We start from the raw sequence: 25,201 nt of genomic DNA on the forward strand, positions 1-25,201 counted from the left end.
GCCACCTCGACCCGCCGGGGTGGCGCGCGCCGTAGCGGTCTTCGAGGAATGTCACACGATCTCTGCTCACAGCCCCAGAACGCGCTCGGCGTTGCCGTGCGCGATGCTCGCGAGGTCGGCCGGCGCGTACGGTGCGGAACGCAGGAACCCCACCGCTTCGGCGCTGGACTCAAACGGGTAGTCGATGGAGAACAACACCCGGTCGACACCGACGGCATGGACGGCTCCCAGCAGCGCGGCATGGGACATGACTCCACTGGTGGTGACGTACACGTTGTTCCGCAGGTAGTACGAGGGCAGGTGGCGCACCCGGTGCTCGGCGGGCACCTGGTCGTAGCGGCTGTCGAGCCGGGCCATCTGGAACGGCAGCAGCTCGCCCATGTGCCCCAGCATCACCGACGCGCGCGGGAACTGGTCGAACACTCCGCCGTAGATCAACCGGAGCGCATGGGCACCCGTCGTCGCGGTCCAGCCCCAGGACGGCCCGACCAGCACGGGGTACCCGTCGAAGACGCGCCAGTTGTCGGCCGGGACAACAGCCGGATGCAGATACAGCGTCACGCCGAGGCGCTCCAGTTCGGCCCATACCGGCCTGAACTGCGGCTCGTCCAGGTAGTGCCCCCGCACATGGTCGTTGTACAGCACGCCCTTGAGCCCGAGTTCCTCCACCGCCCGGCGCAGCTCCACGACCGCGGCCTTCGGGTCCTGCAGCGGAAGGACCGCGAAGCCAGCGAACCGTTGCGGATGTGCGGCGACCGCCTTGGCCAGATGGTCGTTGACCCGCCGCGCGACGGCCACCGCCTCCGCCGGGTCCTCGATCACTTCCAGGCCCGGCGTGGAATACGAGAGGACCTGGACATCGACGCCGTTGGCATCCATGTCCGCCAGGCGCAGGTCGGTCAGATCGTCCAGGCGACGGAACCACTCCTGCTTGATCGCCTCCGGCACCTCCATGCGCTGACGGATCGCTCCCTCCTGCCGGATGACTCCGGGAATGGAGAACGCCTCTTCCACGGCCACGATGCGCATCTTTTTCTCCTTTTTGGCGTTCCGATGGTCCTTCGAGCCGGCCACCGCCGTGGAGGCACGGCTGCCGGGCACCGACTCGGCGGCGAGCGCGGGTTGTCCCGCGGCCAGGCCGCCGGCCATGGCGGCTCCTCCGGCAGCGGCGGTCGCGGCGATGAATCTTCGCCGGGTGGACTCGGCAGGAGGCTCGGTGCGGGGCTCGTCGGGCGGATTCATGGCTTGGAAGGAACGGTCGTCGGGCATGTCCACTCTCCCTCTGGGGCGCGCGGGGGATTGCCAGGGTCCTGCCGATGGCTGGTGCGCTCCGCGAGGGTGCGCGTCGTTCGCGATGGGGCCGATGGCCCTTCGAGCCGCAGCCGTTGAAGGCCTGGCAGCTGTCAGGGGGTGGGCCGGTCGTGACCGGCCCACAGAGTCGACGGGACGCGTCCGGCGACCGGGCCCGAGGGCGAGTACACCGAATCCCGCCCACATGCCTCTCTTGAACTGGAGCCAAGCTAGTTCTAGGGTACTTTCCAGTCAAGGCCAGTAAGGTAGCCAGATACGCTCGCCTCTAGCTCATGACTCATAGTCAAGAACTCGGGCGGTCTGTCATCCTGTACCGACCGCCTTCTGGTCCGCCCCGGATGAGCCGCGTGGTCGGGGTCTGCTCTGTCAGGTCTTCCCGGGGCGGGTGAGGTGCCGGCGGCTGCGCCGGGCCTGCGATGAACCACGTAACGATCTGAAGGAACGTGAGAGTGGAACAGACCATGATGGCGGTCCGCCTGTTCGAACATGGCGGCCCCGAGGTGCTCAAGTACATAGAGGCACCGATCCCCGATGTCGGTCCCGACGACGTCTTGTTGCGCGTGCACGCCACGGCCGTCAACAGCTGGGACCTGCGCTACCGCGCGGGCAACTTGCCGCAGCCTCTCCCGGGACGGCCGGCCTGGCCTCTGCCGTTCCAGCTCGGCCGTGACGCGGCCGGTGAGATCGTCGCCACCGGCGAGAACGTCACCCGCTGGCGCCCCGGCGACAGGGCGGTCCAGCTCCCGCACCCGCCATGCCGTAACTGCGCCCTGTGCGTACGCGGACTCGAAAACCTGTGTGTCGACACCGCCTATCCCGGACACCAGGTCTTCGGCGGATACGCCCAGTACGTCGCGCGCCGCCAGGACGCCGTCCTGCCCATCCCCGACGGCGTCGACTACGAGACGGCCGCGGCCACCATGTGGACCTACACCACCCCGCTCAACTGCGCCCGGCAAGCGCCCGTCGGCCCCGGCGACACGGTGGTCATCACCGGCGCCAGCGGCGGAATGGCGATCGCCTGCGCACAACTGGCCAAGCTGAGCGGAGCCACCGTCATCGGCACCACAACCAAGCCGGACCGCGACGAAGCACTCCGCAAGCTCGGCTACGACCACATCGTGCACTCCACCGATCCCCGGATGCCGGCACAGGTACGGGAGCTGACCCACGGCCTGGGTGCCGACGCCGTCTGGGACTGCGTCGGCGGCAACGACTTCTTCCAGCTCTCCCTTGCCTGCACACGCCTCGGCGGCACGGTCATCGTCCTGGGCACACCGACCGACCAGGGATCCCGCCTCGACCTGGACGCGCTCGCCCTCATCGGCCAACAGGTCAAGATCGCCAGCGTGCGCGGCGCCACCCTGCGCGACCAACAACTGTGCCTGGAACTGCTGGCGGACGGAAAAATCAACCCCATCATCGACCGCGCCTACCCCCTCGAAGAAGCAGCCGAAGCCCACACCTACCTCGAAAGCCAACGGCAGACCGGCAAGGTACTCCTCCTGCCCTGACGCCCAGCCCATTACCGAAGGGGGCGGAGCCCGAAGAGCAGGACGCATCACGCCGCAGGTCACCGTGGAGCCGCGTACGAGCAGCCGTCGGCGTCGCGGTAATTTTCCGATGCGGTCGTCCTTGCGCGCGGTGTCTCCCCTCCTTCAGGGAGACACCCGGGACTGCGTCGAGAGCGCTCAGCCTCGCGCGGCGAACGCAAGCGCCGCTTCCTCGAAGGACGCGGGTCCACGGCCGAGCAGCATCCGCAGGACGTTGCTGTTGCCGCGCAGGCCGTGCCGGCCATAGTCCTGCCACATGGCGCGCATATCCGAGGCCCGGGACGCGGAGTCGGCCGCTCCCGGCGGGAGCGGTGCGTCCGCCCAGTCCACCGTCCTCGCCTCCAGATCCACTCCTCGTGCCCGCCCGGCGAAGCGCACCGCCTCGGCCAACGTCAGGGCGGGGCCCGCGAGTTCGTAGGTCGCCGAGTCGTGCCCCGACTCGGACAGCACCCTGACGCCGACTTCGCCGAGGTCACGCAAGTCGATGAACGAGAACTCGTTGTCGACGTCGAACGGCACCTCGACGGGGCCGGCCGGAGCCCTCCCCCACGTCGACAGGACGATCTGCGCGAACATCGAGGGCTGAAGGATCGTCCAGCTCAGCCGCGAGGCCCGCACTGCGGCCTCGGCGTTCGCCTTGCGCAGGTGGTGGCGCAGCCCGGGGGTGTGCGGGTGGAGGACGGACAGGTACACGAACCGGCGCGCGCTCGCGTGCTCAGCCGCCTCAAGTGCCCTGATCGCGAGCACGTCTTCCTCCGGGTGGAACGCCGGCGGAATCATGAACACGAAGTCCGCGTTCCTCAGCGCCTGACGGACGGTGTCCGGCTTCTCCAGGTCGGCCTCGACGATGTCGTCCACGCCCAGGGCAGCCACTTGTTCCCGCCCTGCCGGGCCGTGCACCACGGCCCGGACCCGGAATGGAGCTCGCAGCGCGGCCTCCAGCACGTACGTGCCGCAGAGCCCGGCCGCCCCGATCACCGCGATCAGGGGCGGTTCCTGGCTGCGTACGGCTTCTGATGCGGACACTTTCCCGGCGTCCTCTCGCTGTTGTGAGGCGGCTCCGTGGAGCCGTGACGTGCTCGTGTGTCGGGTCAGGGGTTGATCACGGTCATCCACATCGGGTCGTCGGCACGTTGCTCCATGGCGTCCATGGCCTTGAGCGCTTCGGTGAGCGGGAACCGGTGGGTGATGAGCTCGTCGGCGGTGAGGGTGCCTGTCTCGAGCAGACGCAGGACATCCGTCGTGTCCTGGCGGGTGCACGCGCGCGTGGCGACGAAGCGCCAGCAATGCATCATCAGGGCGATGGGGGGCAGCGACAGCGGGGTGGAGTTGCCACCCATGTGCACGAGTGTGCCGCCGGTGGCCAGGCCGGCCATGGTCTGGCTGAGGGCGGGACCGTCCGGGATGAAGTCGATGACGGCATGGGCTCCCTCGGGTGCCAGCTCGCGGAGCCTGCGGGTGAGAGTGCCGTCGCTCGGCCAGTTCTCAGGGAGTTCGTCGAGTGCGACGACGCCGGCCGGTACGCCGCCGGCGAGCCCGGCGACGCGGTGGAGGCGCTCGGTGTCGCGGCCGACGAGGATCAGACGGGCGACTTTGAAGTGCTCCGCGAGTTTGACCGTCGCGGTTCCCATGGTGCCGGTCGCGGCGGTGACCACGAGAGTGGCCCGTTCCGGAAGGTCGGCGCACTTGAGTGCGCGCACGGCGTTGGCCAGATCCTGGACCTTGGCCGCGACGTCGAAGCCGACGGAGTCCGGCAGCGAATCGATCAGCCAGTGCGGGACACAGACGTACTCCGCGAGCCCGCCGTCGTGGTACTGCTCATACAGGGGCATCGGGGCATCCCCGAAGGCGGCGTGGCCGAGCATGGCCTGCTGGGCGCACATCATGTCCCGGCCGGTACGGCAGTAGTCGCACTCACGGCAGTTCAGCAGGGGGTGGACCCGCACCCGGTCGCCGACCGCGTGGCCCGTGACATCACGGCCGACGGCGGAAACGACTCCCGCGGCCTCGTGGCCGAGGGTGGTGGGCAGATGCTTGAGCGCTCCCATCCGCAGCAGGCGCATGATCCCCGGGGCCAGGCCGGCGGAGGCGACCTTCACGACCACGTCGAGCGGACCTGGCTCGGGGACGGGCATCTCGTCCAGGACGAGTGCTTCGGCGCCCTGGTGTGCTCGCAGGGCAAGCATCGTGGCCATCAGCGGACCTCCACTCTGAGGCTCGGAAGCCGTTCGGGGGTATAGGCGTCCGCCGTACGCGTGGTCTCGGCGACCTGGGGCAGTTCCTGGTGCGAGAGGAGACTGACGTAGTCACCGGGCTCGGTCACGACGCTGGCGTGGGAGATGCCGAGCGGGATGCGCACGAAGTCGCCCGGCTGAAGGTCGACGATGCCCCGCTGGGTGATCAGCGTGCGGTGGCCATGGGCCTGGTACTGGATTTCGTCGGCGTCGAGGGTGCGCCGGTAGCGGCGCTGTCCGCCAGGAACGGTGGTGACCATGCCGAGGCGGATGCCAGCGGTCGCGTACAGCCAGGTGACGTCCTGACCGGGATCGGCTCGCAGCACTGCCATCCGCTGGTCCTCCTGGTGCACCTGCTCGAGCAGGAGCTGTTCGTCGACCCCGAAGACGGTGATGTCGTGGCCGAGCGCGGCCATGCACTGAGTGATCGCCTCGTTGGCCTCGCCGGGCTGCCAGCCGGGGAACGGCGGGAGCATGACCTCGGACTCCCGCTGGGCCGGTGCCAGTTCGGTGACCGGTGCGGGGATGTAGAACAGCAAGTGGCTGTCCTCGCGGCCGTAGTTGTCGTGGGCGACGCCGCGCGGGATGCGGGAGAAATCGCCGGGCTGGAACTCGATCACCCCGAGTTCGGACATCAGCGTCCGCTCGCCGCCGATCTGGTAGGAGATCTCGTCGACGTCGCAGTTGCGGTGGTAGAACGGCTGCCGGCCGTCCATTTTCTGCCACTCGACGCGGATCTCGTCGTTCTCGTAGACGCCGCGCGGAGGGGCGAACGCCTCCGGCTCGTACTGCTGCGGGTAGTGCACCACGGTCAGCGGCGGGTGCTCCTGCCACAGTTTGACGGGCACTTTGGGGGGATGCGGCGGCGAGAGCAGCAGGTCCTCGTCGCGGACGATACTGCGCAGCGGATGGTCGGAGCCCAGGACCATGACGTCTTCAACGACGCTCACGGGGACCTCCTTGTCCTTCAGTCAACGGGTGGATCAACCCGGGTGACGGGGATGGAATGTGCGCCGCGGCCTGCCGGCCGAAGCCCGTGACTGTGGTCACCTCTTGCGGCCCCAATACATCTCGATGCCCTTCCATTCCATCACCTGAGGGCTGTCGACCTTGTCCCCGAACGCCTCGCGGATCTGCTCTCCGGAGTAGTAGGGGATGTCGTCCACGGGGACGTGCGCGAAGAGTTTGTCGAACCACTGCCGAAGATGGACGTCGGAGTTGATACGGGAGAAGAACGTCGATCCCTTCAGGACCGCTTCGGCCAGCACGATGCGCCGGCCGGACTTCATCACCCGCAGCAGGTCCGCAGCCGTCTCGTGCCAGTCGTCACAGTGCTGGGTCGCCTGCAGCACGGCGACGCAATCGTATGCCTCGTCGTCCACCGAGTCCGTGTACGGCCAGCGCCAGCAGCCGATCTGCCCGTTCCGGCCGGGGACCTTGCCGAGGACGGCGTTTCGTCCGTCCTTGATGATCTCCACGGTGTCGATGACGCCTTCCGGCCCCACCAGGGCCCGCATGTCCTCGACCCAGCCGGAGGGCGCGATGCCCTCACCGATGAGCAGAACCCGGTCTCCGCGACGGAGTTCGAGGAGACCGTAGACGATCTCGGAGATCGGCCGGGCCAGCTCCTGCCAGATGTACGGCAGGCCACCGGCGATGGCCATGGCCATTTCCCATGTCGTCCGCAGCTTGACGTCGTGGATCTCCGGGCCGAAACGCTCCTCGTCCCACGGCTGGATGTACCCCCACGGGTCTCCGCCACCGAAGCTGTCCTTGGCTTCCGTACTCATGTCGTCATGTCCTCCGTTGTCTGCCGGAAGGTGAAGGTGTCGAGGCTCTTGGCGGCGGTGACCTCGGCCGCCCGGCCGGGAACCGGCATCGCTGCGATCAGCGGGAGTCGCCATGACGCTCCCCTGCCTCTTGAACCGAAGACGAGCGTAGCACCGCACACGATCGGCCAGAAGTCTTGTGTTTTTCCAGGTCTTCCATGCAACGACATGCGCGTGTAATTCTGACCCCGGTTCAAGAGATGGGGACTTTGAGCGGTCCGACCCTTGCTCAGGAAGGCAGATATTCGATGTCTGACCAGCACGAGAGAGCCACATCCCGGCGCGTCCTGGTCGTGGGAGCAGGGCCTGTGGGCCTCGCCCTCGCGACCGAGTTGGGGTGGCGTGGTGTACCGGTCACCGTGATCGATCAGGGCGACGGCCACGTGCCCTTTCCAGCAGGTGAGGCGATCTTTTCGCGCACCATGGAACATCTGCGCCGCTGGGGTTGCGCGGAAGAGGCACGCACGGAGTCGGCACCGCCCCCGGACTACCCGCACCGCACGGTGTTCGCCACCTCCGCCACCGGGCGCGTCCTCACCGACTTCGACTACGGGGTCACCAACCGGTCTTCGGGCGTGTACACCCAGCTGACGCCGGAGGGTCCCGCGTTCCTGTCCAAGTTCTCCTTCGTGCCGTTGCTCGCGCGCACGGCCAGTGCACTGCCGGGAATCGAGATCAGGTACGGCACCCGCCTGGAGACGATGGAGCAGGACTCCGAAGGTGTCCTGGCCGTGGTGCGCGACGTGGCGAGCGGTGCCACCGAGACCCTGGCCGGCACGTACCTGGTGGCCTGCGACGGAGGCCGCAGCGGCATCCGTCGGGCACTCGGCATCGAGTTCGAGGGCATGTTCGCGCAGGGTCACAACTTCGCCGTGCACTTCCGTGCGCCACAGCTACTGGACCTGCTCCGGGAGCGGCTGGGCGGCCCCGCGGTGCAGATCCACACCCTGTCGTCGGCACGCAGGCCGTACATCACGGTCGTCAACGGCGTGGACGAATGGCGGCTCTCGGTCTACCTGGACGAGGAGCCCGACCCCGATGACGCGGTCGCCTGGATACGCGAGGCCGCCGGTGCGCCGATCGACGTGGAGATCCTCGCAGCGCAGCCCTGGAGCGGACACTGCGTCGTGGCCCGCACCTACCGTGAGGGGCGGGTGTTCCTCGCGGGCGACGCGGCGCATCTGCTGTGGCCCAAGGGAGGCTTCGGCGCCAACACCGGGATCGGTGATGCCGTGGACCTCGGCTGGAAGCTCGCCGCGACACTCCAGGGATGGGGAGGCCCGGCGCTCCTGGACAGCTACGAGCAGGAGCGGCGGCCGATCGCCGTCCGCAACGTCACCGAAGCCTCCAGCAACTGGAGGGCCGACGCGCAGCTCGTCCCCGATCCGATGCTCGACCGCATGGACGCGGAAGGCGAACGGCTGCGACGTGAGCTGGGCGAGGAGATCCGCCGGTCCCGGGCCAAAGAGTTCCGCTGCACGGGCGTCCAGCTCGGATACCGCTACAGCGGCTCCCCGGTCTGCGTGCCGGACGGCAGTCCGGAGCCGCCCGACGAGCCGGACGAGTACGTTCCATCGACATGGCCCGGCTGCCGCGCACCGCACGTCTGGCTGCCCGACGGCAGTTCGGTGCTCGATCACTTCGGGCGCGGGTTCACGCTCGTGGTCTCGGGTTCCGCGGACCCGACGCCTCTGGTGAAGGCCGCCCGCCGGTGTGGTGTGCCGTTGACGGTGCTGCTCCTCGCCGACCCGGTCGCCGAGGAGCTGTACGAGCGGCCGCTGGTGCTCGTCCGTCCGGACGGTCACGTCGGCTGGCGGGGCAGGCAGGCTCCCGCGGATCCCGCCGCCGTGCTCGACATACTGCGCGGGGCGACGCTCCCGCCCCGGGACGCGGAAGCGGCCGGTGCGGGGCGGGCGGTATCAGCGGGAGTCGGGCCTCACCTCGTCTGAGATACCGCGTTCAGCGCTTCCGCCCCTTGGCCGCTGAACTCCTGGCCACGACGGACTCCAACAGAAACCGGATCATCTCGTGGGCCGGTCTGTTCCAGTCGTTGGGCACGTGCGCCCCTTCGAAGACGGCGACCGCTACATCGCGGACGAGCGCGGCATCGATGCCAGGGGCGTCATCGAGGCCGCGCTCGGCCATGAACTCGTCGACCAGTCCGACGATCCAGTTCAGGAAGGTGCTGTGGGCCTCGCGAACTGCCTCCGAATGGGGAAGCCGGTCGTGCATGGCCTGGTGCAGCGGCCGGGAATAGCGCATGTCGGACAGCCCGCGCACCAGGCGGCTCAGTGGGTCGGCACCGGCCTGCTCCTCGTTCAGGATGCGGATCTCGCGGCTGAGCATGCGGTTGATGACGGCGGCGAAGATGTGGTCCTTGGAATCGAAGTACCAATAGACGTTGCCCCGGGCCACGCCGGCGGCGGAACTGATGTCCGCCATCGTCGTCTTGGCGTAGCCCTTCGCCAGAAAGAGCTCGGTGGCCGCGGCTAGCAGATCACCCGCGCGCTCCTCCCGGGGAATCTGTTGGCGGTTCCGCGGCATTCCGACTCCTCACGTGAGTTCACCCCATCTCACGTGAGTGTAGACACCCGGCAGGCAGCCCCCCTGCTCAGGAGGAAGGAGTGCTGTGCCCACCGGGCCCCGGCGAGGAGTCCCTGGAGATTGTCCACGGGTACTCCTCGTCGCAGTGATGGACCGGGTTGTTCATTCTTCGTGTCCCGTCACCTCGAGGGACGGCGCCCAGCGCGGGATCTCGCCCCTCCCGGAGACCAGGCGGATGTTCTTGCTGTAGCCGTACTCGCCCAACGTTTCCGCCGCGGTTTCCCGGCCGAAGCCGCTCGCACCGACACCGCCGAAGGGCACGCCCGTGAAATTCCGGTTGTAGTTGTTCACGAAGACGAACCCGGTGTGCAGGGCGCGGCTGACCCGCAGCGCGCGCTCGGAATTCGGCGTGAACACTGCGGCGACCAGGCCGAAGTCGGTGCCGTTGGCGATCCTGACGGCCTCGTCTTCGTCGCGGAACGGGATCATCGAGATGACCGGGCCGAAGATCTCCTCCTGCGCGATGCGCATGTCCGGGCGAACGCCGGTGAACAGCGTCGGCGCGACGTAGAAGCCGCCTGCCAGGTCCGGGTCGTCGGGGAGCGGCGCCTGTGCGGCGATCGTGGCACCCTCCTGAACGCCGATGTCGATGTAGTCGAGCACCCGCTTGCGCTGGGCGGCGGACACCATCGGTCCGATGTGCGTGCCAGGGTCGGCGCCGTTGCCGACACGCAGCCGCTTCACCGCGTTGCCATAGCGGCGCGCGACCTCGTCGTAGATGTCGGCGTGTACCAGGACGCGGGACGCTGAAGTGCAGGCCTCACCCTGGTTGAAGAGACCTCCCTCGATAGCCCACGGCACCGCCAGGTCGAGGTCCGCGTCCTCGAAGATGATGAACGGGTCCTTGCCGCCGAGCTCCATCAGGGTCGGGGTCAGGTGGTCGGCCGCGGTCTTGATGACGGAGACGCCGGTGGTGGGCGACCCGGTGAACGAGACCTTGCCGACGAGCGGGTGCCCCGCGAGCTGCGACCCGACCGGGCCGGTGCCAGGAATGATGTGCACCACGTCGTCGGGCAGGACGGACTGGATGATCTCCACCATGCGCAGGGCCGACAGCGGGGCCTGCTCCGGCGGCTTGATCACCACCGCGTTGCCGACGGCCAGTGCCGGGGCCAGCTTGCTCGCGGTGTGGATCGGCGGCCAGTTGAACGGCACTATCGCGGCGATGACGCCGTAGGGTTCGAGCACCGTGATGTCCAGCAGACTTCCGCCGTCGTTGACCTGGCCGGGCATGGAGTCGCACAGGCTCGCGAAGTACTCGAAGATCCCGATTGCCGCGTTCACGTCCCCATTGCGCGCCTGGGAAAGGGGTTTGCCGTTGTCGCTGCACTCCAGGGCCGCGATCTCGTCGGCGTGCTCGCGCACCGCCTGGGCGACCTTGCGCAGCCAGCTGCCGCGTTCGCGGGCGGTGCGGGCCTTCCAGGAGAAGTGCGCGTCGTAGGCCGTCTGAACAGCCTGGTCGACTTCCTTGACACCTGCGCCCTGCACGACGGCAAGCGGCGCGCCGGTCGCGGGGTTGTCGACGGTGAACTGATCGGCGGCGTCTTCGGACGACCACCGGGTGCGGATCGCGCCTTCGGGTTGTGACGACCTTGCCATGGTCCTGCTCCGTTCAAGGAATTACTGCGGGGTGACGACTCGCTCGCCGGATACGGCAGCCGCCGGTTGGTGACGGCCCCTCAGGGCCTGAGGACGATCTGGCACCGCTGCAGCCGGATCGCCCCGAGCCGGGCAGGCCCTGCCCTGGAGACGACGACTGTCTCGCCTCCACCGTCAGCTGATCAGTCGGTCTACTGGCCGCCTTCGGCCAGGATCCTGTTGCGTACGCCGGCGAGGGCTCCCGCCATCGCGCCCGCGGGCCTGCCGAAGGTGGTCGCCGAGAACTGGGCGGGGCCGGTCTTGGCCGTGAAGGAGTGCGGGTAGGCGAACTCCCGGAGTCCTTCCTCGCCCTGCTTGCGCCCGTAGCCGCTGTCGCCGCGACCGCCGAAGGGCACGGCGGGGTTGATGGAGAACACCAGGGCGTCGTTGATGCTGGTCATTCCGACGCGGAGCTGACGGGCGATGGCTTCGCCGCGGTCGCGGCTGAAGACGGCGCTGCCCAGTCCGTACCGCCCTGCGTTGATGTGCGCGATGGCCTCCTCCGTGTCGGTGACCTTGACGACGGCCAGCGTGGGCCCGAACGTCTCCTCCGTCGCCGCCAGGGCGTCGGGGCTCACGCCGACGAGGATGGTGGGAGTGACATAGCGCTCCCCCACTGCCTCGATGCCACCGACAGTGGCTGTAGCGCCGCGATCGAGAGCGTCCTGGATGTGCTCCCGGATGATCGGGATCTGGGTGGGCAGGGGAACCGGCCCGATCTCCGCGTCCTCGTCGCTGCCGACGCGTACCTGTTTGGCGAGGTCGCTGATCTTCTCGACGAACTCGTCGTGAACCGACTCGGCGACGTAGGCCACTTCAAGGCTGATGCAGCCGTGTCCAGTGTTCTGCATGGCGCCCCAGACGACGTGCCTGGCGGCTTCGTCCAGGTCGGCGTCCTCAGCCACGATGACGCCGTCCTTGCCCCCGAGTTCCAGCAGAACGGGGGTCAGGGTCTGCGCGCACTGGGCGGCCACCGTCTTGCCCGTGGTGACGCTGCCGGTGAACGCGAGCTTGTTCAGGCCGGCCTCGATGAGCGCTCCGCCGGTGGCCCCGAACCCGTTGAGGCACTGGAGGACATTCGGGAAGTCAGGGACCGCACGCTGCCAGGTCCGGACGATCCACTCCCCGACGCCAGGCGTGATCTGGCTGGGCTTGAGGATGGCGGCGTTTCCGGCCGCGACCGCCTCGATCAGGATGGCCCCCGGCGTCAGGAGAGGGAAGTTCCACGGGCCGATGACACCGACGACGCCGTAGGGCTGGTATTCGACCCACGCTCGCTGGTTGGGCACGGTGGGGCTGGCGGGGACCTCCCGGCGTCCCAGCACGCGCTCGGCGTTTTCGATGGCGTACTGCACATGCTCCAGAATCCCGAGCACCTCGACGCGGGCGTCGTCGAGGGGCTTGCCGTTCTCGGTGTGGATGAGGGCGGCTCCCTCCTCGCCGCCTACGGCTATCTCCCGCCGCCACGCGCGCAGTCGCTCCGCGCGGCCCTCGAATCCGAGGTCCCACCAGGGCCCGGCGGACGAGCGTGCGGCAGCGACAGCCGCGACCGCCTCTTCCTTGCCGGCCACGGGGTACCGGGCGAACTCCGTCCCGGTGGCCTGATCGACGGTGACCACCTGGGTCCCGTTCTGGCCGATGGCTCCGTCACGGGTGATCGTTGGAGCGTTGTTGATCATGAACTTTCCCACTTTCTTGCGCCCGCCGGCACCCGAGCAGCACCCCGCGGGTGGTGGCAGATGGGGGACATGGTCTTCGGCGCGATGAAGGGCAGCCGCGTAACACGGGTGCGCGCGCCGCCATGAATGACTTCAGCGATGGCTCATGAGCCTGGCAAGCCTTAGATTATCAAGCAGATGCTTGATGTCAAGCACTTGATAGACAGCAAGATCCTTGCGTCCCAGTGAGCGCGACGCTGCCACGCCGGTGCGGCCCGCAGGCCGACCCGAGTGGTGGAGGCAGCCGACGGGCGGGCAGTCGACTGGTGGCACTCACCTACCCGCCGGCTGTCACTGCCCTAATCCCGCTGCTCCGTGTAGCGAACCGCGGGTGTCGGCTGGTTGCCGCCCGTGACAAAAGCGGCCTCTGCGGCGAGCAAGGCGTCCAGGGCTGAGTCCTGACCCTCCAGACCAGGGGCACAGACGGTCTCACCCAGGCGCAGCCCGGCCAGGCTGGCCGAGGCCACGCCCTCTGGCGACATCGCCCAGGGGATGCTGCGGCCGGCGCCGCTGTTCCACTCCGTTGCCACGACGCCGGGGCACACCACCTGGACGCGAACCGGGGTGTCGGCGAGCTCACCGGCGAGGGTGCGCGTGAAGCCCAGGATGGCGGCCTTCGCGGCGACGTACAGGGTGCGCCGGGGTGCTCGCGAGTCAGCAAGGCCCGCACTGAAGGCGAGGAGTGAGGCGACGGTGACGATCACACCTTCCCCTGCCGCGAGCATTCCGGGGAGTGCGGCGTGGACCAGCCGAATGGGGGCGACGGCGTTGAGGGTGAGCAGGCGGTCGATGTCGGCAGGGTCGACGTCGGCGAGCGGGGCGTAGCCGCCGGCGCCGGCATTGCTGATCAGCATGCGCACATCCCCGGCGGCGAGCCGGTCGGTGACAGCGGCGATGCCGTCAGGGGCCATGAGGTCGGCGGGCAGCACCTCGACGGCTGCTCCATGGGCGCGGAGTTCCTCGGCAAGATCGGCGAGCCGGTCGGCTCGTCGCGCGACCAGGACGAGGTCGTGATCGTCCGCCAGGAGACGGGCGTAGGCGGCGCCGATGCCGGAGGAGGCGCCAGTGATCAAAGCGATGGGGCGAGTCATGGGACCAGCGTTCATCAACCACTAGGCGCATGTCAAACGCTTGATGATCCTGAAGTGTCGTATCCTTCTCGCGTGATTCGCAATGATGAGGAGCCTGTCGGACTCGGCGCGCTGGACCGGGTGACCTGGGCGTTGCGCCGCGCGGAGCTGGCGGTGCAGAGCCTCAAGGAGCAGCGGCTGCGTCCGCTGGGCATGGTGGCGGCGCACTACACGCTCCTGATCTCCGTGCACGACGAGCCGGGACTGACCGGCGCCGAACTTGCCCGCCGCCTCAACGTGACCCCACAGGCCATCGCCTCACTGGTGGCGCGCCTGGAGGGCCGCGGGCAGCTGGAGAGACGTGAGCATGCGCGCCACCGGCACGTCCAGGAGCTGCACCTCACCGACGCCGGTCGGGAGGCGTTGCGCGCGGCCGACGCGGTGATCGCCGACATCGAGCGGCAGGTCACCGATGGTCTCGGCTCGGAGACAGCACAACTGCGAGCGCTGCTCGACCAAGTGACCGAGGCGGTTCGCGAGGTCTCAGCGCGCGGTCCCGTCGGCTGAGCGTCCCCCGAGCGGTGGCGTCATCACCGGCTCACACCAGACCCTTTCGCGCGACGCACGACATCAGCCGCTCGGCCACAGCAAGAGGTATTCACATCCTTGAGGACAATCAAGTAACTTGACAAGTGCCCAGGTACCGTATTCTCACCGGGTGACCAAGGATGTTGAACGGCCGATCCCTGCCGAGCACCTGACCCGGGTGACCTGGGCCCTGCGGCGGGCGGAGTGGGCTGTACAGGCCCGGAAAGAGCAACGGCTACGACCGCTGGGCATCGCGGCCGCGCAGTACACCCTGCTGATCTCCGTCCACACCGACCCCGGCCTGACCGGCGCGGAACTGGCCCGCCGCCTGAACGTCACCCCGCAAGCAGTGGCCTCCCAGGTGGCCCGCCTGGAGGAGCGGGGTCAACTGGAACGCCGGCCGCACCCGCGCCACCGCCACGTGCAGGAGTTGCACCTCACCGACGCCGGCCGCGACTCCCTGCGGGATGCCGAGGCCGTGATCGTGGACATCGAACTGCGGATCGCCGAGAAGCTCGGTCCGAAGAAAGCCACACAGTTGAGGGCACTGCTGGACGAGGTGGCCGACGCGGTCCGGGAGGCGTGAGATTGTGGGCTTGCCGACCTGCTCCCCTGAGATCAGCGTGGGTTCACGGGTGGTGGGTACCTCGCCAGTCGGCTTTTGGCCGACGGTCATGCAGCGCATTCCCGTAGCAGGGCATCGGGATTGAGCTCGGCAAGCACGCGGAGCAGCAGGGAGTGAATGACTGCCCGCTCGGCGGGGGCCAGGGCCACCATCGCTTCCCCGTCAAGTCGTTCCACCACCTCCCGCGCCAGATCGGCGAGCTTCGCGCCGGCTTCGGTGATGGTCAGCTGGACGGTTCTACGGTTCGAAGGGTGATCGTGGCGAGCCAGAAGGCCGCGATCCACCAGTGCGTTGACGGCAGCGCCATGGACTGGGGAGTGAGGCCGGTTCTGCGCGCGATCTCCGCCGCGGAGGTTCCCGGCGCCGAGATCGCGCGCCGCTCGGGCATCACGGCCCAGTCCATGGGAGCCGCAGTGAGCCAACTCGTCGAGAGAGGACTCCTACGACGTGAGCCGCACCCGACCAGCCGCCGCAGCATGCGCCTGTTCGCGACCGCCGAGGGTGAGGCGACTGCCGCTCGTGCCGCTTCGATCGCCCGGCGGATCGAACGGGAGACGACATCCCCACTCTCCCCGGACGACAAGGACAGCATTCACCGTCTGCTCTACCGTTTGGTCGAGGAACTGAACCCCGATGCCCTCGCCATCGACAGTCGCTCCTTGAACTAGCCCTGGGGCCCTGGCTGTCCAGCCGACGAGCGCATCGCCCGCACCGCCGGCGTCGGCAAAGCGGCCATCTACCGCCGCTGGAGCGACAAAGAGGACCTGTTCGTCGACGTCATACGCGCTGCCGAGTCCGCCGAACCCGAACTCCCCGGCACCTCGATGCGGGACGACCTCGTCGTTCTGCTGGAGTCGCTGCGGCAACGCAGCCTGGTCAGCCGCTTGTCGGCGATCCTGCACAACGCGCACGCCCAGACGAGGAGCAGCCCGAAGATATGGGCCGCCTACCATGCCGGCGTGATCACTCCCCGACGTGACCTCGGACTGGCGATCCTGCGTCGAGGCCGGACGAACGGGGAACTTCGTACGGACGTCGACCTGGAACTGGCCATCGAAATGTTCGTCGGTCCTCTGCTCATCCGCTCGTTCGTCGGCCCCGACCCCGACCTCCCTGACGGACTGGCCGAGCAGATCGTCGACACCGTGCTCCACGGCCTACGACCCGTCAGCTTCCCGAGCGCTTGATCCGTTGCATGCGCGGGCACAGGTCTGGTGGTTCACGGCACCAGGACGATTTTTCCGCTGGTGTGACCTGCCATGATCTCGCGATGGGCGGCAGCGGCTTCGCTGAGCGGGTAGCTGCCGGCGATCAGGACTCGCAGTCGCCCGGCCTCCGCAGCCTCGGTGAGCCGCAGGCGGGCGGCGGCACGGATGTCCGTGCCCGGATCCGCGCCGGGACCGCCGCCGAGAAGCTTGATGCCGGCCTGGGCCCCGCGCACGAAGCCCGCGATGGTGGCGATGCGGGAACGGTCCGCCACGAGTTCCACGGAGACGTCCACCGCCTCGTCGGTGCCCACCAGGTCTGCCGCCGCGTGGACGCCCTCCGGTGCTGCCGCACGTACCCGGTCGGCCAGACCGGGCCCGTATGCGACCGGCACCGCCCCCAGTTTGACACCGGTTTGGGCCAGCGGGGCGAGCGTCGCCGGACAACTCCATGCCGGTGGCGGCATTGCTTTACGCCTGCTCGGGGCGGGAGGAACCCGTGACATTCACTGGTGCTCGGGGCGGAGTTCAACCGGGCTGGAGATTTTCGGGCCCCGTGGTTCCGGGCTCAACCCATGGCAGGAACAGTGGGCTACAGGGCGGGGGCGTCAATGCCCCAGGACTTGACGAAGGTGGGTACTACCTCGATCCAGTTCGGCCCGAACCCCGGCCCCAGCACCTCGCCACCCTCCGTGTGCAGGACCGTCGTCCCCTTGATGAGGATCGCGCGCGGCTGCCATGTCTGCTCATCCGGCACGTCGTCGACCACCAACGCCGCCTGCGGGTTGCCCCTGAGGTGCCGAACGTACAGCCGCTCCTGGCCTTGTCCTTCCAGCAAACGCCCTCCGATCTTGATCACCTCGTGCTCAGGATCGAAGTGGTACCGGATGGGCACCACATGCGGCATGCCCGACTTACCTGTCGTGGCGAGTCGCCCAAGGATGTGTTCTTCCAGGAAACCGACTTCCTGCGCGTTGAACCTACTCACATCGATCCCCATTTGGTTGGTTGAATTCGACGTCTCCGAAACTCGTTCTGCCTGGCCGCGATGTACAGGGTGCGGCGGTTGCCTGTCCATCCGGCGCCGACAGCGAGCAACGACCTGCACCGCCGCACCGGCCTGGCGGAGTACGCGGCACCAATGCCGGAGGAAGGGCCCGCTCTCAGAGCAAGGGTCCGAGTCATGACCTCAAACTACTTCAGGGGGCTGCCGCTGATCAAGCGTTTGATGCCTATGAAGGTACCTTACGCTCGGGCCTGGAAGCGGAGGCAGCCACTCCCTCCAGGCCTGACGGGCCGCCAACCCACGGATCGAGAGTGGGACGAGGTCGTCGGACTGGAGGAGGCCGACGGCCTCGCCGTCGCTTTCGACGTAGAGCCGGACGGCATCCAGACGACCGTCGCCACAGAACGAGCGGCGCAGATGTACGACGTACCGAATCCGTGGATCAGGCGATTACCAAGATGGTGGAATTCTTCGCCATTCTCCAATGGCCCACAATGCATCAGCCGAGTATGCGCAGAAACCGGGTACGGGACTGGCCGCTCTGCGGCGTAGGCCGTCGGACCGGATTCGCATACCGGGAGAGCGGTAGGCAGGGGAAAATTTCTTACCCCTCACAGCGTGCGCTTCCGATGCAATGCTCGGCCATACACCGGACGAAGACTTTCGAGGAGCCCGATCATCATGTCCCCTTCCGGCCGCACCACAATCGCCGTGGGCTTTCATTCAGGCACGGCCACACGGCCACACGGCCGCCGTCGCGGAGGCCGTGGCGCGGCGAAAGCCGGCGCTGGTTCACACATGCCTGAGTGGCTCAGCACAGCATGTACTCGATCAGCCTGGGCCTGATGCCGGGCTGGGATTTCACCAAGGGCAGCGAGAACAACATCTCCCCCGCACAAGGAGCGAACACATGTCCGAATCCCCGAATCTCGCTCTCATCCGGCGGGTCTACGCATCCCGGATGGCGCCCGAGGTCACCAAGGAGGTCATGGCCCCGGATCTCGTCTGGGACATCACCCCCGGCTTCCCGAACAGCGGCGTCTACCACGGCTGGGACAGCGTGGCGAAGGACTTCTTCGGCACGCCGATGCCGAACATCGTGTCCTTCGGCGCGGTGCCCGAGGACTTCTACGCGGACGACGAAGGCCACGTCTTCGTGACCGGGCACTACCACGCCGAGACCACGTCCGGCAGCACGGCCGACGTCCGATTCATCCACTTGTGGACGGTCCGTGACGGCAAGGCCGTCAGTATGCGGCAGGCCGCCGACAGCCACGTCCTCCAGGAAGCCCTCAAGGGCTGAGGCCACCCCCTCAAGGAGAGTCACCCATGGCGAAGATCCTCTTCGTGATCACCGCGTCCGACCACTGGACGTTGGCCGACGGAACCAGGCAACCGGCCGGCTTCTGGGCCGAGGAGGCGATCGGCCCCTACCAGGTCTTCAAGGAGGCCGGATTCGAGATCGCGGCGGCGACGCCCGGCGGCGTGCCGCCCACCGCCGACGCCCTCAGCCTCACCCCCGACTTCAACGGCGGCGAGGAAGGTGCCCAGCGCATGCGGACCGCCCTGCACGAGGCGACCGAGCTGGCGCACCCGATCCGCATCGAGGACGTGAACATCGACGACTACGTGGCCGTGTTCTATCCCGGCGGCTGGGGCCCGATGGAGGACCTGCCCGACGACGCCGCCTCCGGCACGCTGCTCACCGACTGGCTCGCCTCGGGCAAGCCTGTGTCGCTGGTCTGCCACGGCCCCGCAGCGCTGCTGGCCACCATCGGCCCGGACGGGACATCCCCGTTCGCCGGCTACCGGCTGACCGGCCTCTCCAACGCCGAGGAGAAGCTGAACGGTCTCGCGGACCGCGCGAAGTGGCTGCTGCAGGACCGCCTCGTCGACGAACTCGGCGCGGACTACCGCGAGACCGAGCCGTTCGCCCCGCACGTCGAGACGGACCGCACCCTGTACACCGGGCAGAATCCGGGCTCTGCGGTACCCCTGGCCCAGGAACTGCTCAAGGCACTGTGAGCTGACACCAGAGCCATCTGCTCGCTCGGGCGGCCGTACGCACTCCGGGCCGCCCGAGTCGTCTTCCACCTGTTGTCGTTCAGGGCGGAGCCGTACCAATCTCATATATGGGTAAAGCCCACGATGGACAGGATCTCCCACCCTCACAGCACCCGGCTCCTGTGTGCGAGGCTGCACATCATGAACCGCGACCCTCATCTGAACGAGCTGGGTGAGTTTCTCAAAGCCCGCCGTGCCGAGCTCACTCCTTCCGAGGTCGGACTCCGCGCCGGGGAACGGCGGCGGGTGAGCGGTCTGCGCCGTGAGGAGGTGGCCCTTCTCGCCTCGATCAGCACCGAGTACTACACGCGCATCGAGCAGGGCCGTCTCCAGGCATCGGCTCCCCTGCTCGACGAACTCGCCAAGACACTCCGCCTCAACGACGACCAGCGCACCTACCTCTTCGATCTCGCGGCGAAAGAGAGGGTGCGCCCCTCCGCGTCACGCGAGCGCCAGCAGGTGGATACCCAGCTACAGCGCATGCTGGACGATCTCACCGCCTCCCCGGCCTTCGTCATCGGCCGGCGCACCGACATCCTGGGCTGGAACCAGCTCGCCGCCGCCCTGTGGACCGATTTCGGGCGCTACCCGGAGCAGGAGCGCGTGTTCGTCCGGCTGCTGTTCACCGAACCCTGGATGCGCGAACTGTATGCCGACTGGGAGGAGGTCACCCGGCTGGCCATCGCCCAACTGCGTATGGAAAGCGCCCGCTACCCCGACGACCAGCGCCTCGCCGCTCTGGTCGAGGAACTCTCCGGCCGCGATCCACAGTTTCGGCAGTGGTGGACCGAACACGATGTCGCGATGCGGGGCAAGGGCGTCAAGAAGCTCCATCACCCGGTGGTGGGAGAGCTGACCCTCGACTGGAACACACTCACCTGCGGCACGGACCCCGACCAGCACATCATCGTGTGGAACGCCGAACCCGCCACCCCGTCCCACGACGGGCTGCGCCTCCTGGCCTCCTGGGCCGCGGACCAGAAGCGGACACCATCCGACACCGCCACCTGAGCCCTCTCCCCCTAACGGACACCTGAACGGCCGCCCGGGAGGCTGTCGAGCAGGCGCCGATCGGTGCTCCGCCGCACTCGGCGGACGTGTGGGCCTGGAGACACCAGCGTGAGAGATCCGGATTGCCTGGGAAAACCGCCGACACGCTGGGCCGATCGCCACGGATCCCGAGGATTGAGATAGTCGGGTCCATCATATGAACGCCCTCTTGGGGTGGGTGCCACCTTCTGTCACGATCCCTAGCAGTCAGATAGGAAAACTAGGGATCAGGGGGTGGCCGTGGGAGCGCTCAGCTGCGCAGACCGGGTGCTGCCCGTGCTGACCTCGCGTCGTCACATCGACTTCGGCCGTACGTCCAGCGCTATCTGTCGGCCGGTCTGAGACCTCAGCACGCCATCCCACACCTCTTTGATCACCCCTCCTTCCCTGAGAGGACACCTCCGTGTCTGCCGCAAGACCGCTCACCACTCTGCGCACCCTCGCCGTCATAGCCGCGCTCCCCCTCCTGCTCACCGCCTGCGGCTACGGCTCCAAGTCCACCGATGACGGCAAGCAGACCCCGGCGGCCGCGGCGGGCGCCAAGAAGCTCTCCGCCGACGAAGTGAAGATCGGCTACTTCCCCAACCTCACGCACGCCACCGCTCTGGTGGGTGTCCAGGAGGGCCTGTTCCAGAAGGAACTGGGCGGCACCACGATCAAGGCATCGACCTTCAACGCCGGCCCCTCCGAGATCGAGGCGCTGAACGCCGGGTCCATCGACATCGGCTGGATCGGCCCCTCCCCCTCCATCAACGGCTACACCAAGTCGAACGGCAAGAACCTGCGCATCATCGGCGGTTCCGCCTCCGGCGGCGTGAAGCTCGTCGTCAACCCGAAGAAGATCAAGTCCCTGAAGGACGTCAAGGGCAAGACGATCGCCACCCCACAGCTCGGCAACACCCAGGACGTCGCGTTCCTCAACTGGATCGCGGACCAGGGCTGGAAGGTCGACGCCGAGAGCGGCAAGGGCGACGTCTCCGTCGTCCGCACGGACAACAAGATCACCCCGGACGCCTACAAGTCCGGCTCCATCGACGGCGCCTGGGTGCCCGAGCCGACCGCGTCCAAGCTGGTCGCCGAGGGCGCGAAGGTGCTGCTGGACGAGTCGTCGCTGTGGCCGGACAAGAAGTTCGTGATCACGAACATCATCGTGCGGCAGGACTTCCTCAAGGAGCACCCGGACGTCGTCGAGGCCGTGCTGCGCGGTTCGGTGAAGACCAACGCGTGGATCAACGCAAACCCGGACGAGGCGAAGGCCTCCGCCAACAAGGCGCTGGAAAAGCTGTCGGGCAAGGCGCTTCCCGCCGACGTCATCGACCCCGCCTGGAAGTCCATCCAGTTCACCGACGACCCACTGGCCGCCACCCTCAACACCGAGGCGGAGCACGCCGTGAAGGCCGGCCTGCTGGAGAAGCCCGACCTGAAGGGCATCTACGACCTCACCCTCCTCAACAAGGTCCTCAAGGCCGAGGGCAAGGACGCGGTCGACGACGCTGGTCTCGGCGCCGAGTAACCAGGAACCGGACCCGATGAGTCCCCAGGAGGTGACGACCATGGCCACCACGATCGCCAAGGCTGCCGAGGACGCCACGGCGGTGACGTACGCCGCCCGTATCGAACACGTCTCGAAGTCCTTCCCCGCGCCGGGCACACCCGGCGGACGGCAGCTCGTACTGGACGACATCACGCTCGACGTCGCACCGGGCGAGTTCGTCACCCTCCTGGGGGCCTCCGGCTGCGGCAAGTCCACGCTGCTCAACCTGGTCGCGGCACTGGACCAGCCGTCCACGGGCACGATCGCCACGGACGGCCGGCCCGCCCTGATGTTCCAGGAACACGCGCTGTTCCCCTGGCTGACCGCGGGCAAGAACATCGAACTCGCCCTGAGGCTGCGCGGAGTCGCCAAGCAGGAGCGCCGCGCGGAGGCGGAACGGCTGCTGGAACTCGTACGGCTGCAGGATGCCCACCGCAAGCGGGTGCATGAGCTGTCGGGCGGGATGCGCCAGCGGGTCGCGCTGGCCCGGGCGCTGGCCCAGGACAGCCGACTGCTCCTGATGGACGAGCCGTTCGCCGCGCTGGACGCCATCACCCGTGACGTACTGCACGACGAGCTGACCCGCATCTGGAGTGAGACGGGGCTGTCGGTGCTGTTCGTGACGCACAACGTGCGCGAGGCGGTACGGCTTGCCCAGCGGGTGGTGCTGCTGTCCTCCCGCCCGGGCCGCATCGCCCGGGAGTGGACCGTCGGCATTCCGCAGCCGCGCCGCATCGAGGACAGCGCGGTCGCCGAGCTGTCCGTCGAGATCACCGAGGAACTGCGTGGGGAGATCCGCCGCCATGGCCAGCACTGACACCGGCGTCGACGCCGAGAAGGACGGCTCCACGGCGGACGGGCAGACCCGGGACGCTTACGGTCTGGCGGGGCTGGAAGCAGGCCTCGACGCCCTGGACTCGGTGCAGGCCGGCCGTACGCCGCTGCGCGAGACCCTGATACGCAAAGTCCTGCCCCCCGTCACCGCCGTGGCACTGGTGCTGGTCGTCTGGCAGTTGCTGGTGTGGGCGAACGTCGCCCCCGACTACAAGCTGCCCGCGCCCTCCGACGTGTGGAGCGAGGTGCGCGATGCCTGGGCCCAGGGCACCCTGCTCGACTACATCTGGACCAGCGTCTCCCGCGGTCTGCTCGGCTTCCTGCTGGCACTCGCCATCGGTACGCCGCTCGGCCTGCTCGTCGCCCGGGTGGCCTTCGTCCGGGCGGCCATCGGCCCCATCCTGTCCGGTCTGCAGTCGCTGCCGTCCGTGGCCTGGGTGCCGCCCGCCGTGATCTGGCTGGGCCTGAACGACAAGATGATGTACGCCGTGATCCTGCTCGGCGCGGTCCCGTCCATCGCCAACGGCCTCGTCGCGGGCGTCGACCAGATCCCGCCGCTGTTCCTGCGGGCCGGCCGGACGATGGGCGCGACCGGCCTGCGCGGGGCCTGGCACATCGTGATGCCGGGGGCGCTCCCCGGCTATCTGGCGGGACTCAAGCAGGGCTGGGCGTTCTCCTGGCGGTCCCTGATGGCCGCCGAGATCATCGCCTCCTCGCCCGATCTGGGCGTCGGCCTGGGCCAGTTGCTGGAGAACGGGCGCAACAACTCCAGCATGCCGCAGGTGTTCCTGGCCATCTTCCTGATCCTGCTCGTCGGCATCGCCATCGACCTGCTGCTCTTCAGCCCGCTGGAGCGGCGGGTGCTGCGCAGCCGCGGCCTGCTGGTCACCCGCTGAACGAACGGATCCCGATCGACACGCAGTACGCGCCCGATCCCGTCAGCCACCGGCGCACCCGCACACGGCACAGGCCCGGGCTGGCGCCGACAGCGGCGAGGAACTCCGCACCGAGCACGGTCCCGATGCCCGATGCCCAGGACGATGTCGGCGAGTGCACGCTCGCGAAACCGGCCCTCGATGAGCTTGTCCGTCTCGGAGATCTGCTTGTCGACCGGACGCCGGTCAGGGATTCGTCCAGGCCTCGGGGTCCTCCGCGAGGCTCAGGACCTCGTCGGGCAGCTTGGCCGCGGCCACGTGGGCCAGGGTGACCTCGCCGAGAATCTTGCGAACATTGGCGCGTGCGGCGATCCACAGCGGCAGCAGGGACTCCGCGGGACCACAGTAGGAGAGTTCGGGTGGGCGCACCCCCCGCACCGACACCAGGGGGCCGTCCGCCACACGGATGACGTCCGCGATGGCGATCGAGTCCGCCGGGCGGGCGAGCCGGTAGCCGCCCTTCCCGCCCCGCTGGCTGACCACGAGACCGCCCCGGCGCAGGTCGCCGAGGATGCCCTCCAGGAATTTGTGCGGGATGCCCTGCGCCGCGGCGATCGCCTCGGCCTTGAGCGAGGCCTCGTCCCCTGCTGCGGCCAGCTCCAGGGCCGCCCGCACCGCATAGTCCGCCCGCGCCGAGATCCGCATGCCGCGATTATCCATCACCGCCGTGTCCGCCCGTCACCGGCTGCGCCGTCAGGCGGGAAGGGTGAAGGACGGGTGCGCACCGTTGAGGAAGTAGCCCCGATCTCGCGCAGTCTGTGGGCGGCTGGTTCGCGCAGGGAGTGGGTCCGGGCGTTACGCCAGAAGCGGTCGAAGCCGTGCCGAGTGGAAGCGGCGTCGGCTCCGACGACGTCCAGGGCACGGGTGGTGATCTCCTGCGCGGCCCGGGAGGCCGCGGCCTCGGCCACGCTCGCGAGGACGGCGATCTCCGCGCACTCCTCGTCGTCGAGATCCTCGCCCTGCGCGAGGCCGCACAACAGGGCATCCACCGCCTGGTCGGCGAGAGCGGACGCGGCACGTGCGACGACGGCGAGCTCGCCGTACACGGTCAGCGCGTACGGATCCTGCGGGGGGCTGCCCGGCCAGGGCTGGGGCGAGAAGGGCTGCCAGGGCGACCGTACGGCCCTTGCGTGCTCGTGGACCTCGGCCAGCAGTCCCTCGGCGACGCCGAGACAGAACTGCGCGGAGACCAGACGCGCGGTCGGCACGGCAAGAGAGGCGAAGGGTGACAGGACGCCCTCGTCCAGCGAGAGCGTGCCGAACACGTCGTCCGCCGCGACCGGCACGGAGTCGAACTCCACGGCGCCACCGGCTGCCCGCCGCTGGCCGAAGGTAGGCGAGTTCGCGATGGCGCGCGACCGGGGCGGTCGTCCCGCCCCGAGAGCCTCCGCCGCGATCACGTG

The 25,201-nt window shown here is 68.4% G+C and carries 25 protein-coding genes and 1 pseudogene; 12 read left to right on the forward strand and 14 right to left on the reverse strand.

Annotation, left to right across the window (positions count from 1 at the left end):
- Positions 1-66: 66 nt before the first annotated feature.
- Positions 67-1,269 (reverse strand): amidohydrolase family protein, encoded by a 1,203-nt coding sequence (locus ACFYRY_RS06345; protein WP_389140620.1) that lies wholly within the window; start codon positions 1,267-1,269, stop codon positions 67-69.
- 491 nt (positions 1,270-1,760) lie between these two features.
- On the opposite strand from ACFYRY_RS06345, the gene ACFYRY_RS06350 reads away from it, so the two are divergent.
- Positions 1,761-2,825: a zinc-binding alcohol dehydrogenase family protein gene (locus ACFYRY_RS06350; RefSeq protein ID WP_389140622.1), complete on the forward strand. Its 1,065-nt coding sequence runs from the start codon at positions 1,761-1,763 to the stop codon at positions 2,823-2,825.
- A 177-nt stretch (positions 2,826-3,002) separates the two neighbouring features.
- Here ACFYRY_RS06350 and ACFYRY_RS06355 read toward each other — a convergent pair whose 3' ends face one another.
- From ACFYRY_RS06355 to ACFYRY_RS06370, 4 genes are all read right to left on the reverse strand, one after another.
- Positions 3,003-3,890: an SDR family oxidoreductase gene (locus ACFYRY_RS06355; protein WP_389140624.1), complete on the reverse strand. Its 888-nt coding sequence runs from the start codon at positions 3,888-3,890 to the stop codon at positions 3,003-3,005.
- Positions 3,891-3,955: 65 nt separating this feature from the next.
- Positions 3,956-5,059, reverse strand: coding sequence for an alcohol dehydrogenase catalytic domain-containing protein (locus ACFYRY_RS06360; RefSeq protein WP_389140626.1), 1,104 nt, complete (start codon positions 5,057-5,059; stop codon positions 3,956-3,958).
- Positions 5,059-6,048, reverse strand: coding sequence for a hypothetical protein (locus ACFYRY_RS06365; RefSeq protein ID WP_389140628.1), 990 nt, complete (start codon positions 6,046-6,048; stop codon positions 5,059-5,061). The genes ACFYRY_RS06360 and ACFYRY_RS06365 overlap by 1 nt, the downstream gene beginning before the upstream one ends.
- Before the next feature lie 96 nt (positions 6,049-6,144).
- A complete protein-coding gene (locus tag ACFYRY_RS06370; RefSeq protein ID WP_389140630.1) occupies positions 6,145-6,888 on the reverse strand; it encodes a hypothetical protein in 744 nt (247 codons plus the stop codon).
- A 287-nt stretch (positions 6,889-7,175) separates the two neighbouring features.
- Here ACFYRY_RS06370 and ACFYRY_RS06375 point away from each other — a divergent pair, with 287 nt between their 5' ends.
- Positions 7,176-8,876, forward strand: a complete 1,701-nt coding sequence (locus ACFYRY_RS06375; RefSeq protein WP_389140632.1) for an FAD-dependent monooxygenase — start codon at positions 7,176-7,178, stop codon at positions 8,874-8,876.
- A gap of 10 nt (positions 8,877-8,886) precedes the next feature.
- Here ACFYRY_RS06375 and ACFYRY_RS06380 read toward each other — a convergent pair whose 3' ends face one another.
- The 4 genes from ACFYRY_RS06380 to ACFYRY_RS06395 form a co-directional block, all read right to left on the reverse strand.
- Complete coding sequence (locus tag ACFYRY_RS06380) at positions 8,887-9,471, reverse strand: TetR/AcrR family transcriptional regulator (RefSeq protein WP_389140634.1); 585 nt, start codon at positions 9,469-9,471, stop codon at positions 8,887-8,889.
- Positions 9,472-9,633: 162 nt separating this feature from the next.
- A complete protein-coding gene (locus ACFYRY_RS06385; protein WP_389140636.1) occupies positions 9,634-11,130 on the reverse strand; it encodes an aldehyde dehydrogenase family protein in 1,497 nt (498 codons plus the stop codon).
- A 191-nt stretch (positions 11,131-11,321) separates the two neighbouring features.
- Positions 11,322-12,848, reverse strand: a complete 1,527-nt coding sequence (locus ACFYRY_RS06390; protein ID WP_389140638.1) for an aldehyde dehydrogenase family protein — start codon at positions 12,846-12,848, stop codon at positions 11,322-11,324.
- 338 nt (positions 12,849-13,186) lie between these two features.
- On the reverse strand, positions 13,187-13,978 hold the full coding sequence (locus tag ACFYRY_RS06395) for an SDR family NAD(P)-dependent oxidoreductase (protein WP_389140640.1): 792 nt from the start codon (positions 13,976-13,978) through the stop codon (positions 13,187-13,189).
- A 72-nt stretch (positions 13,979-14,050) separates the two neighbouring features.
- Between ACFYRY_RS06395 and ACFYRY_RS06400 the strand changes: the two genes are divergently transcribed.
- Both ACFYRY_RS06400 and ACFYRY_RS06405 read left to right on the forward strand, forming a co-directional pair.
- Positions 14,051-14,524: a MarR family winged helix-turn-helix transcriptional regulator gene (locus tag ACFYRY_RS06400; protein WP_389140642.1), complete on the forward strand. Its 474-nt coding sequence runs from the start codon at positions 14,051-14,053 to the stop codon at positions 14,522-14,524.
- 151 nt (positions 14,525-14,675) lie between these two features.
- Positions 14,676-15,131, forward strand: a complete 456-nt coding sequence (locus ACFYRY_RS06405; RefSeq protein WP_389140644.1) for a MarR family winged helix-turn-helix transcriptional regulator — start codon at positions 14,676-14,678, stop codon at positions 15,129-15,131.
- Between the two features lie 86 nt (positions 15,132-15,217).
- Here the strand turns inward: ACFYRY_RS06405 and ACFYRY_RS06410 are convergent, their stop codons facing one another.
- Positions 15,218-15,454: a hypothetical protein gene (locus ACFYRY_RS06410; protein ID WP_389140646.1), complete on the reverse strand. Its 237-nt coding sequence runs from the start codon at positions 15,452-15,454 to the stop codon at positions 15,218-15,220.
- Here ACFYRY_RS06410 and ACFYRY_RS06415 point away from each other — a divergent pair.
- Both ACFYRY_RS06415 and ACFYRY_RS06420 read left to right on the forward strand, forming a co-directional pair.
- The gene (locus ACFYRY_RS06415; protein ID WP_389140648.1) at positions 15,428-15,838 is read left to right on the forward strand and encodes a MarR family winged helix-turn-helix transcriptional regulator; all 411 of its coding nucleotides are present in this window, start codon (positions 15,428-15,430) and stop codon (positions 15,836-15,838) included. The genes ACFYRY_RS06410 and ACFYRY_RS06415 overlap by 27 nt on opposite strands.
- A gap of 27 nt (positions 15,839-15,865) precedes the next feature.
- Positions 15,866-16,357 (forward strand): annotated as a pseudogene (locus ACFYRY_RS06420) (TetR/AcrR family transcriptional regulator); the annotation flags it as partial.
- A 32-nt stretch (positions 16,358-16,389) separates the two neighbouring features.
- On the opposite strand, the gene ACFYRY_RS06425 reads toward ACFYRY_RS06420, so the two are convergent.
- Positions 16,390-16,770, reverse strand: a complete 381-nt coding sequence (locus ACFYRY_RS06425; protein WP_389140650.1) for a zinc-binding dehydrogenase — start codon at positions 16,768-16,770, stop codon at positions 16,390-16,392.
- A 197-nt stretch (positions 16,771-16,967) separates the two neighbouring features.
- The gene (locus ACFYRY_RS06430; RefSeq protein ID WP_389140651.1) at positions 16,968-17,375 is read right to left on the reverse strand and encodes a pyridoxamine 5'-phosphate oxidase family protein; all 408 of its coding nucleotides are present in this window, start codon (positions 17,373-17,375) and stop codon (positions 16,968-16,970) included.
- Positions 17,376-18,291: 916 nt separating this feature from the next.
- Between ACFYRY_RS06430 and ACFYRY_RS06435 the strand changes: the two genes are divergently transcribed.
- From ACFYRY_RS06435 to ACFYRY_RS06460, 6 genes are all read left to right on the forward strand, one after another.
- The gene (locus ACFYRY_RS06435) at positions 18,292-18,684 is read left to right on the forward strand and encodes a nuclear transport factor 2 family protein (RefSeq protein WP_389140653.1); all 393 of its coding nucleotides are present in this window, start codon (positions 18,292-18,294) and stop codon (positions 18,682-18,684) included.
- A gap of 26 nt (positions 18,685-18,710) precedes the next feature.
- Complete coding sequence (locus tag ACFYRY_RS06440; RefSeq protein WP_389140655.1) at positions 18,711-19,406, forward strand: type 1 glutamine amidotransferase domain-containing protein; 696 nt, start codon at positions 18,711-18,713, stop codon at positions 19,404-19,406.
- A 180-nt stretch (positions 19,407-19,586) separates the two neighbouring features.
- Positions 19,587-20,456 carry a helix-turn-helix domain-containing protein gene (locus ACFYRY_RS06445; RefSeq protein ID WP_389140657.1) on the forward strand — a complete coding sequence of 290 codons (870 nt, stop codon included), beginning with the start codon at positions 19,587-19,589 and terminating at the stop codon, positions 20,454-20,456.
- A 442-nt stretch (positions 20,457-20,898) separates the two neighbouring features.
- Positions 20,899-22,008 carry an aliphatic sulfonate ABC transporter substrate-binding protein gene (locus ACFYRY_RS06450; protein ID WP_389140659.1) on the forward strand — a complete coding sequence of 370 codons (1,110 nt, stop codon included), beginning with the start codon at positions 20,899-20,901 and terminating at the stop codon, positions 22,006-22,008.
- 16 nt (positions 22,009-22,024) lie between these two features.
- Positions 22,025-22,846, forward strand: a complete 822-nt coding sequence (locus ACFYRY_RS06455) for an ABC transporter ATP-binding protein (RefSeq protein ID WP_389140661.1) — start codon at positions 22,025-22,027, stop codon at positions 22,844-22,846.
- Positions 22,833-23,759 (forward strand): ABC transporter permease, encoded by a 927-nt coding sequence (locus tag ACFYRY_RS06460; RefSeq protein ID WP_389140663.1) that lies wholly within the window; start codon positions 22,833-22,835, stop codon positions 23,757-23,759. The genes ACFYRY_RS06455 and ACFYRY_RS06460 overlap by 14 nt, the downstream gene beginning before the upstream one ends.
- Before the next feature lie 225 nt (positions 23,760-23,984).
- Here ACFYRY_RS06460 and ACFYRY_RS06465 read toward each other — a convergent pair whose 3' ends face one another.
- A complete protein-coding gene (locus ACFYRY_RS06465) occupies positions 23,985-24,443 on the reverse strand; it encodes an RrF2 family transcriptional regulator (RefSeq protein WP_389140665.1) in 459 nt (152 codons plus the stop codon).
- Between the two features lie 14 nt (positions 24,444-24,457).
- Positions 24,458-25,099, reverse strand: coding sequence for an acyl-CoA dehydrogenase family protein (locus ACFYRY_RS06470; protein WP_389140667.1), 642 nt, complete (start codon positions 25,097-25,099; stop codon positions 24,458-24,460).
- Positions 25,100-25,201: the final 102 nt, after the last annotated feature.

The sequence above is a fragment of the Streptomyces sp. NPDC005263 genome (assembly GCF_042872365.1).
In the GTDB taxonomy this organism is placed as follows: Bacteria; Actinomycetota; Actinomycetes; order Streptomycetales; family Streptomycetaceae; genus Streptomyces.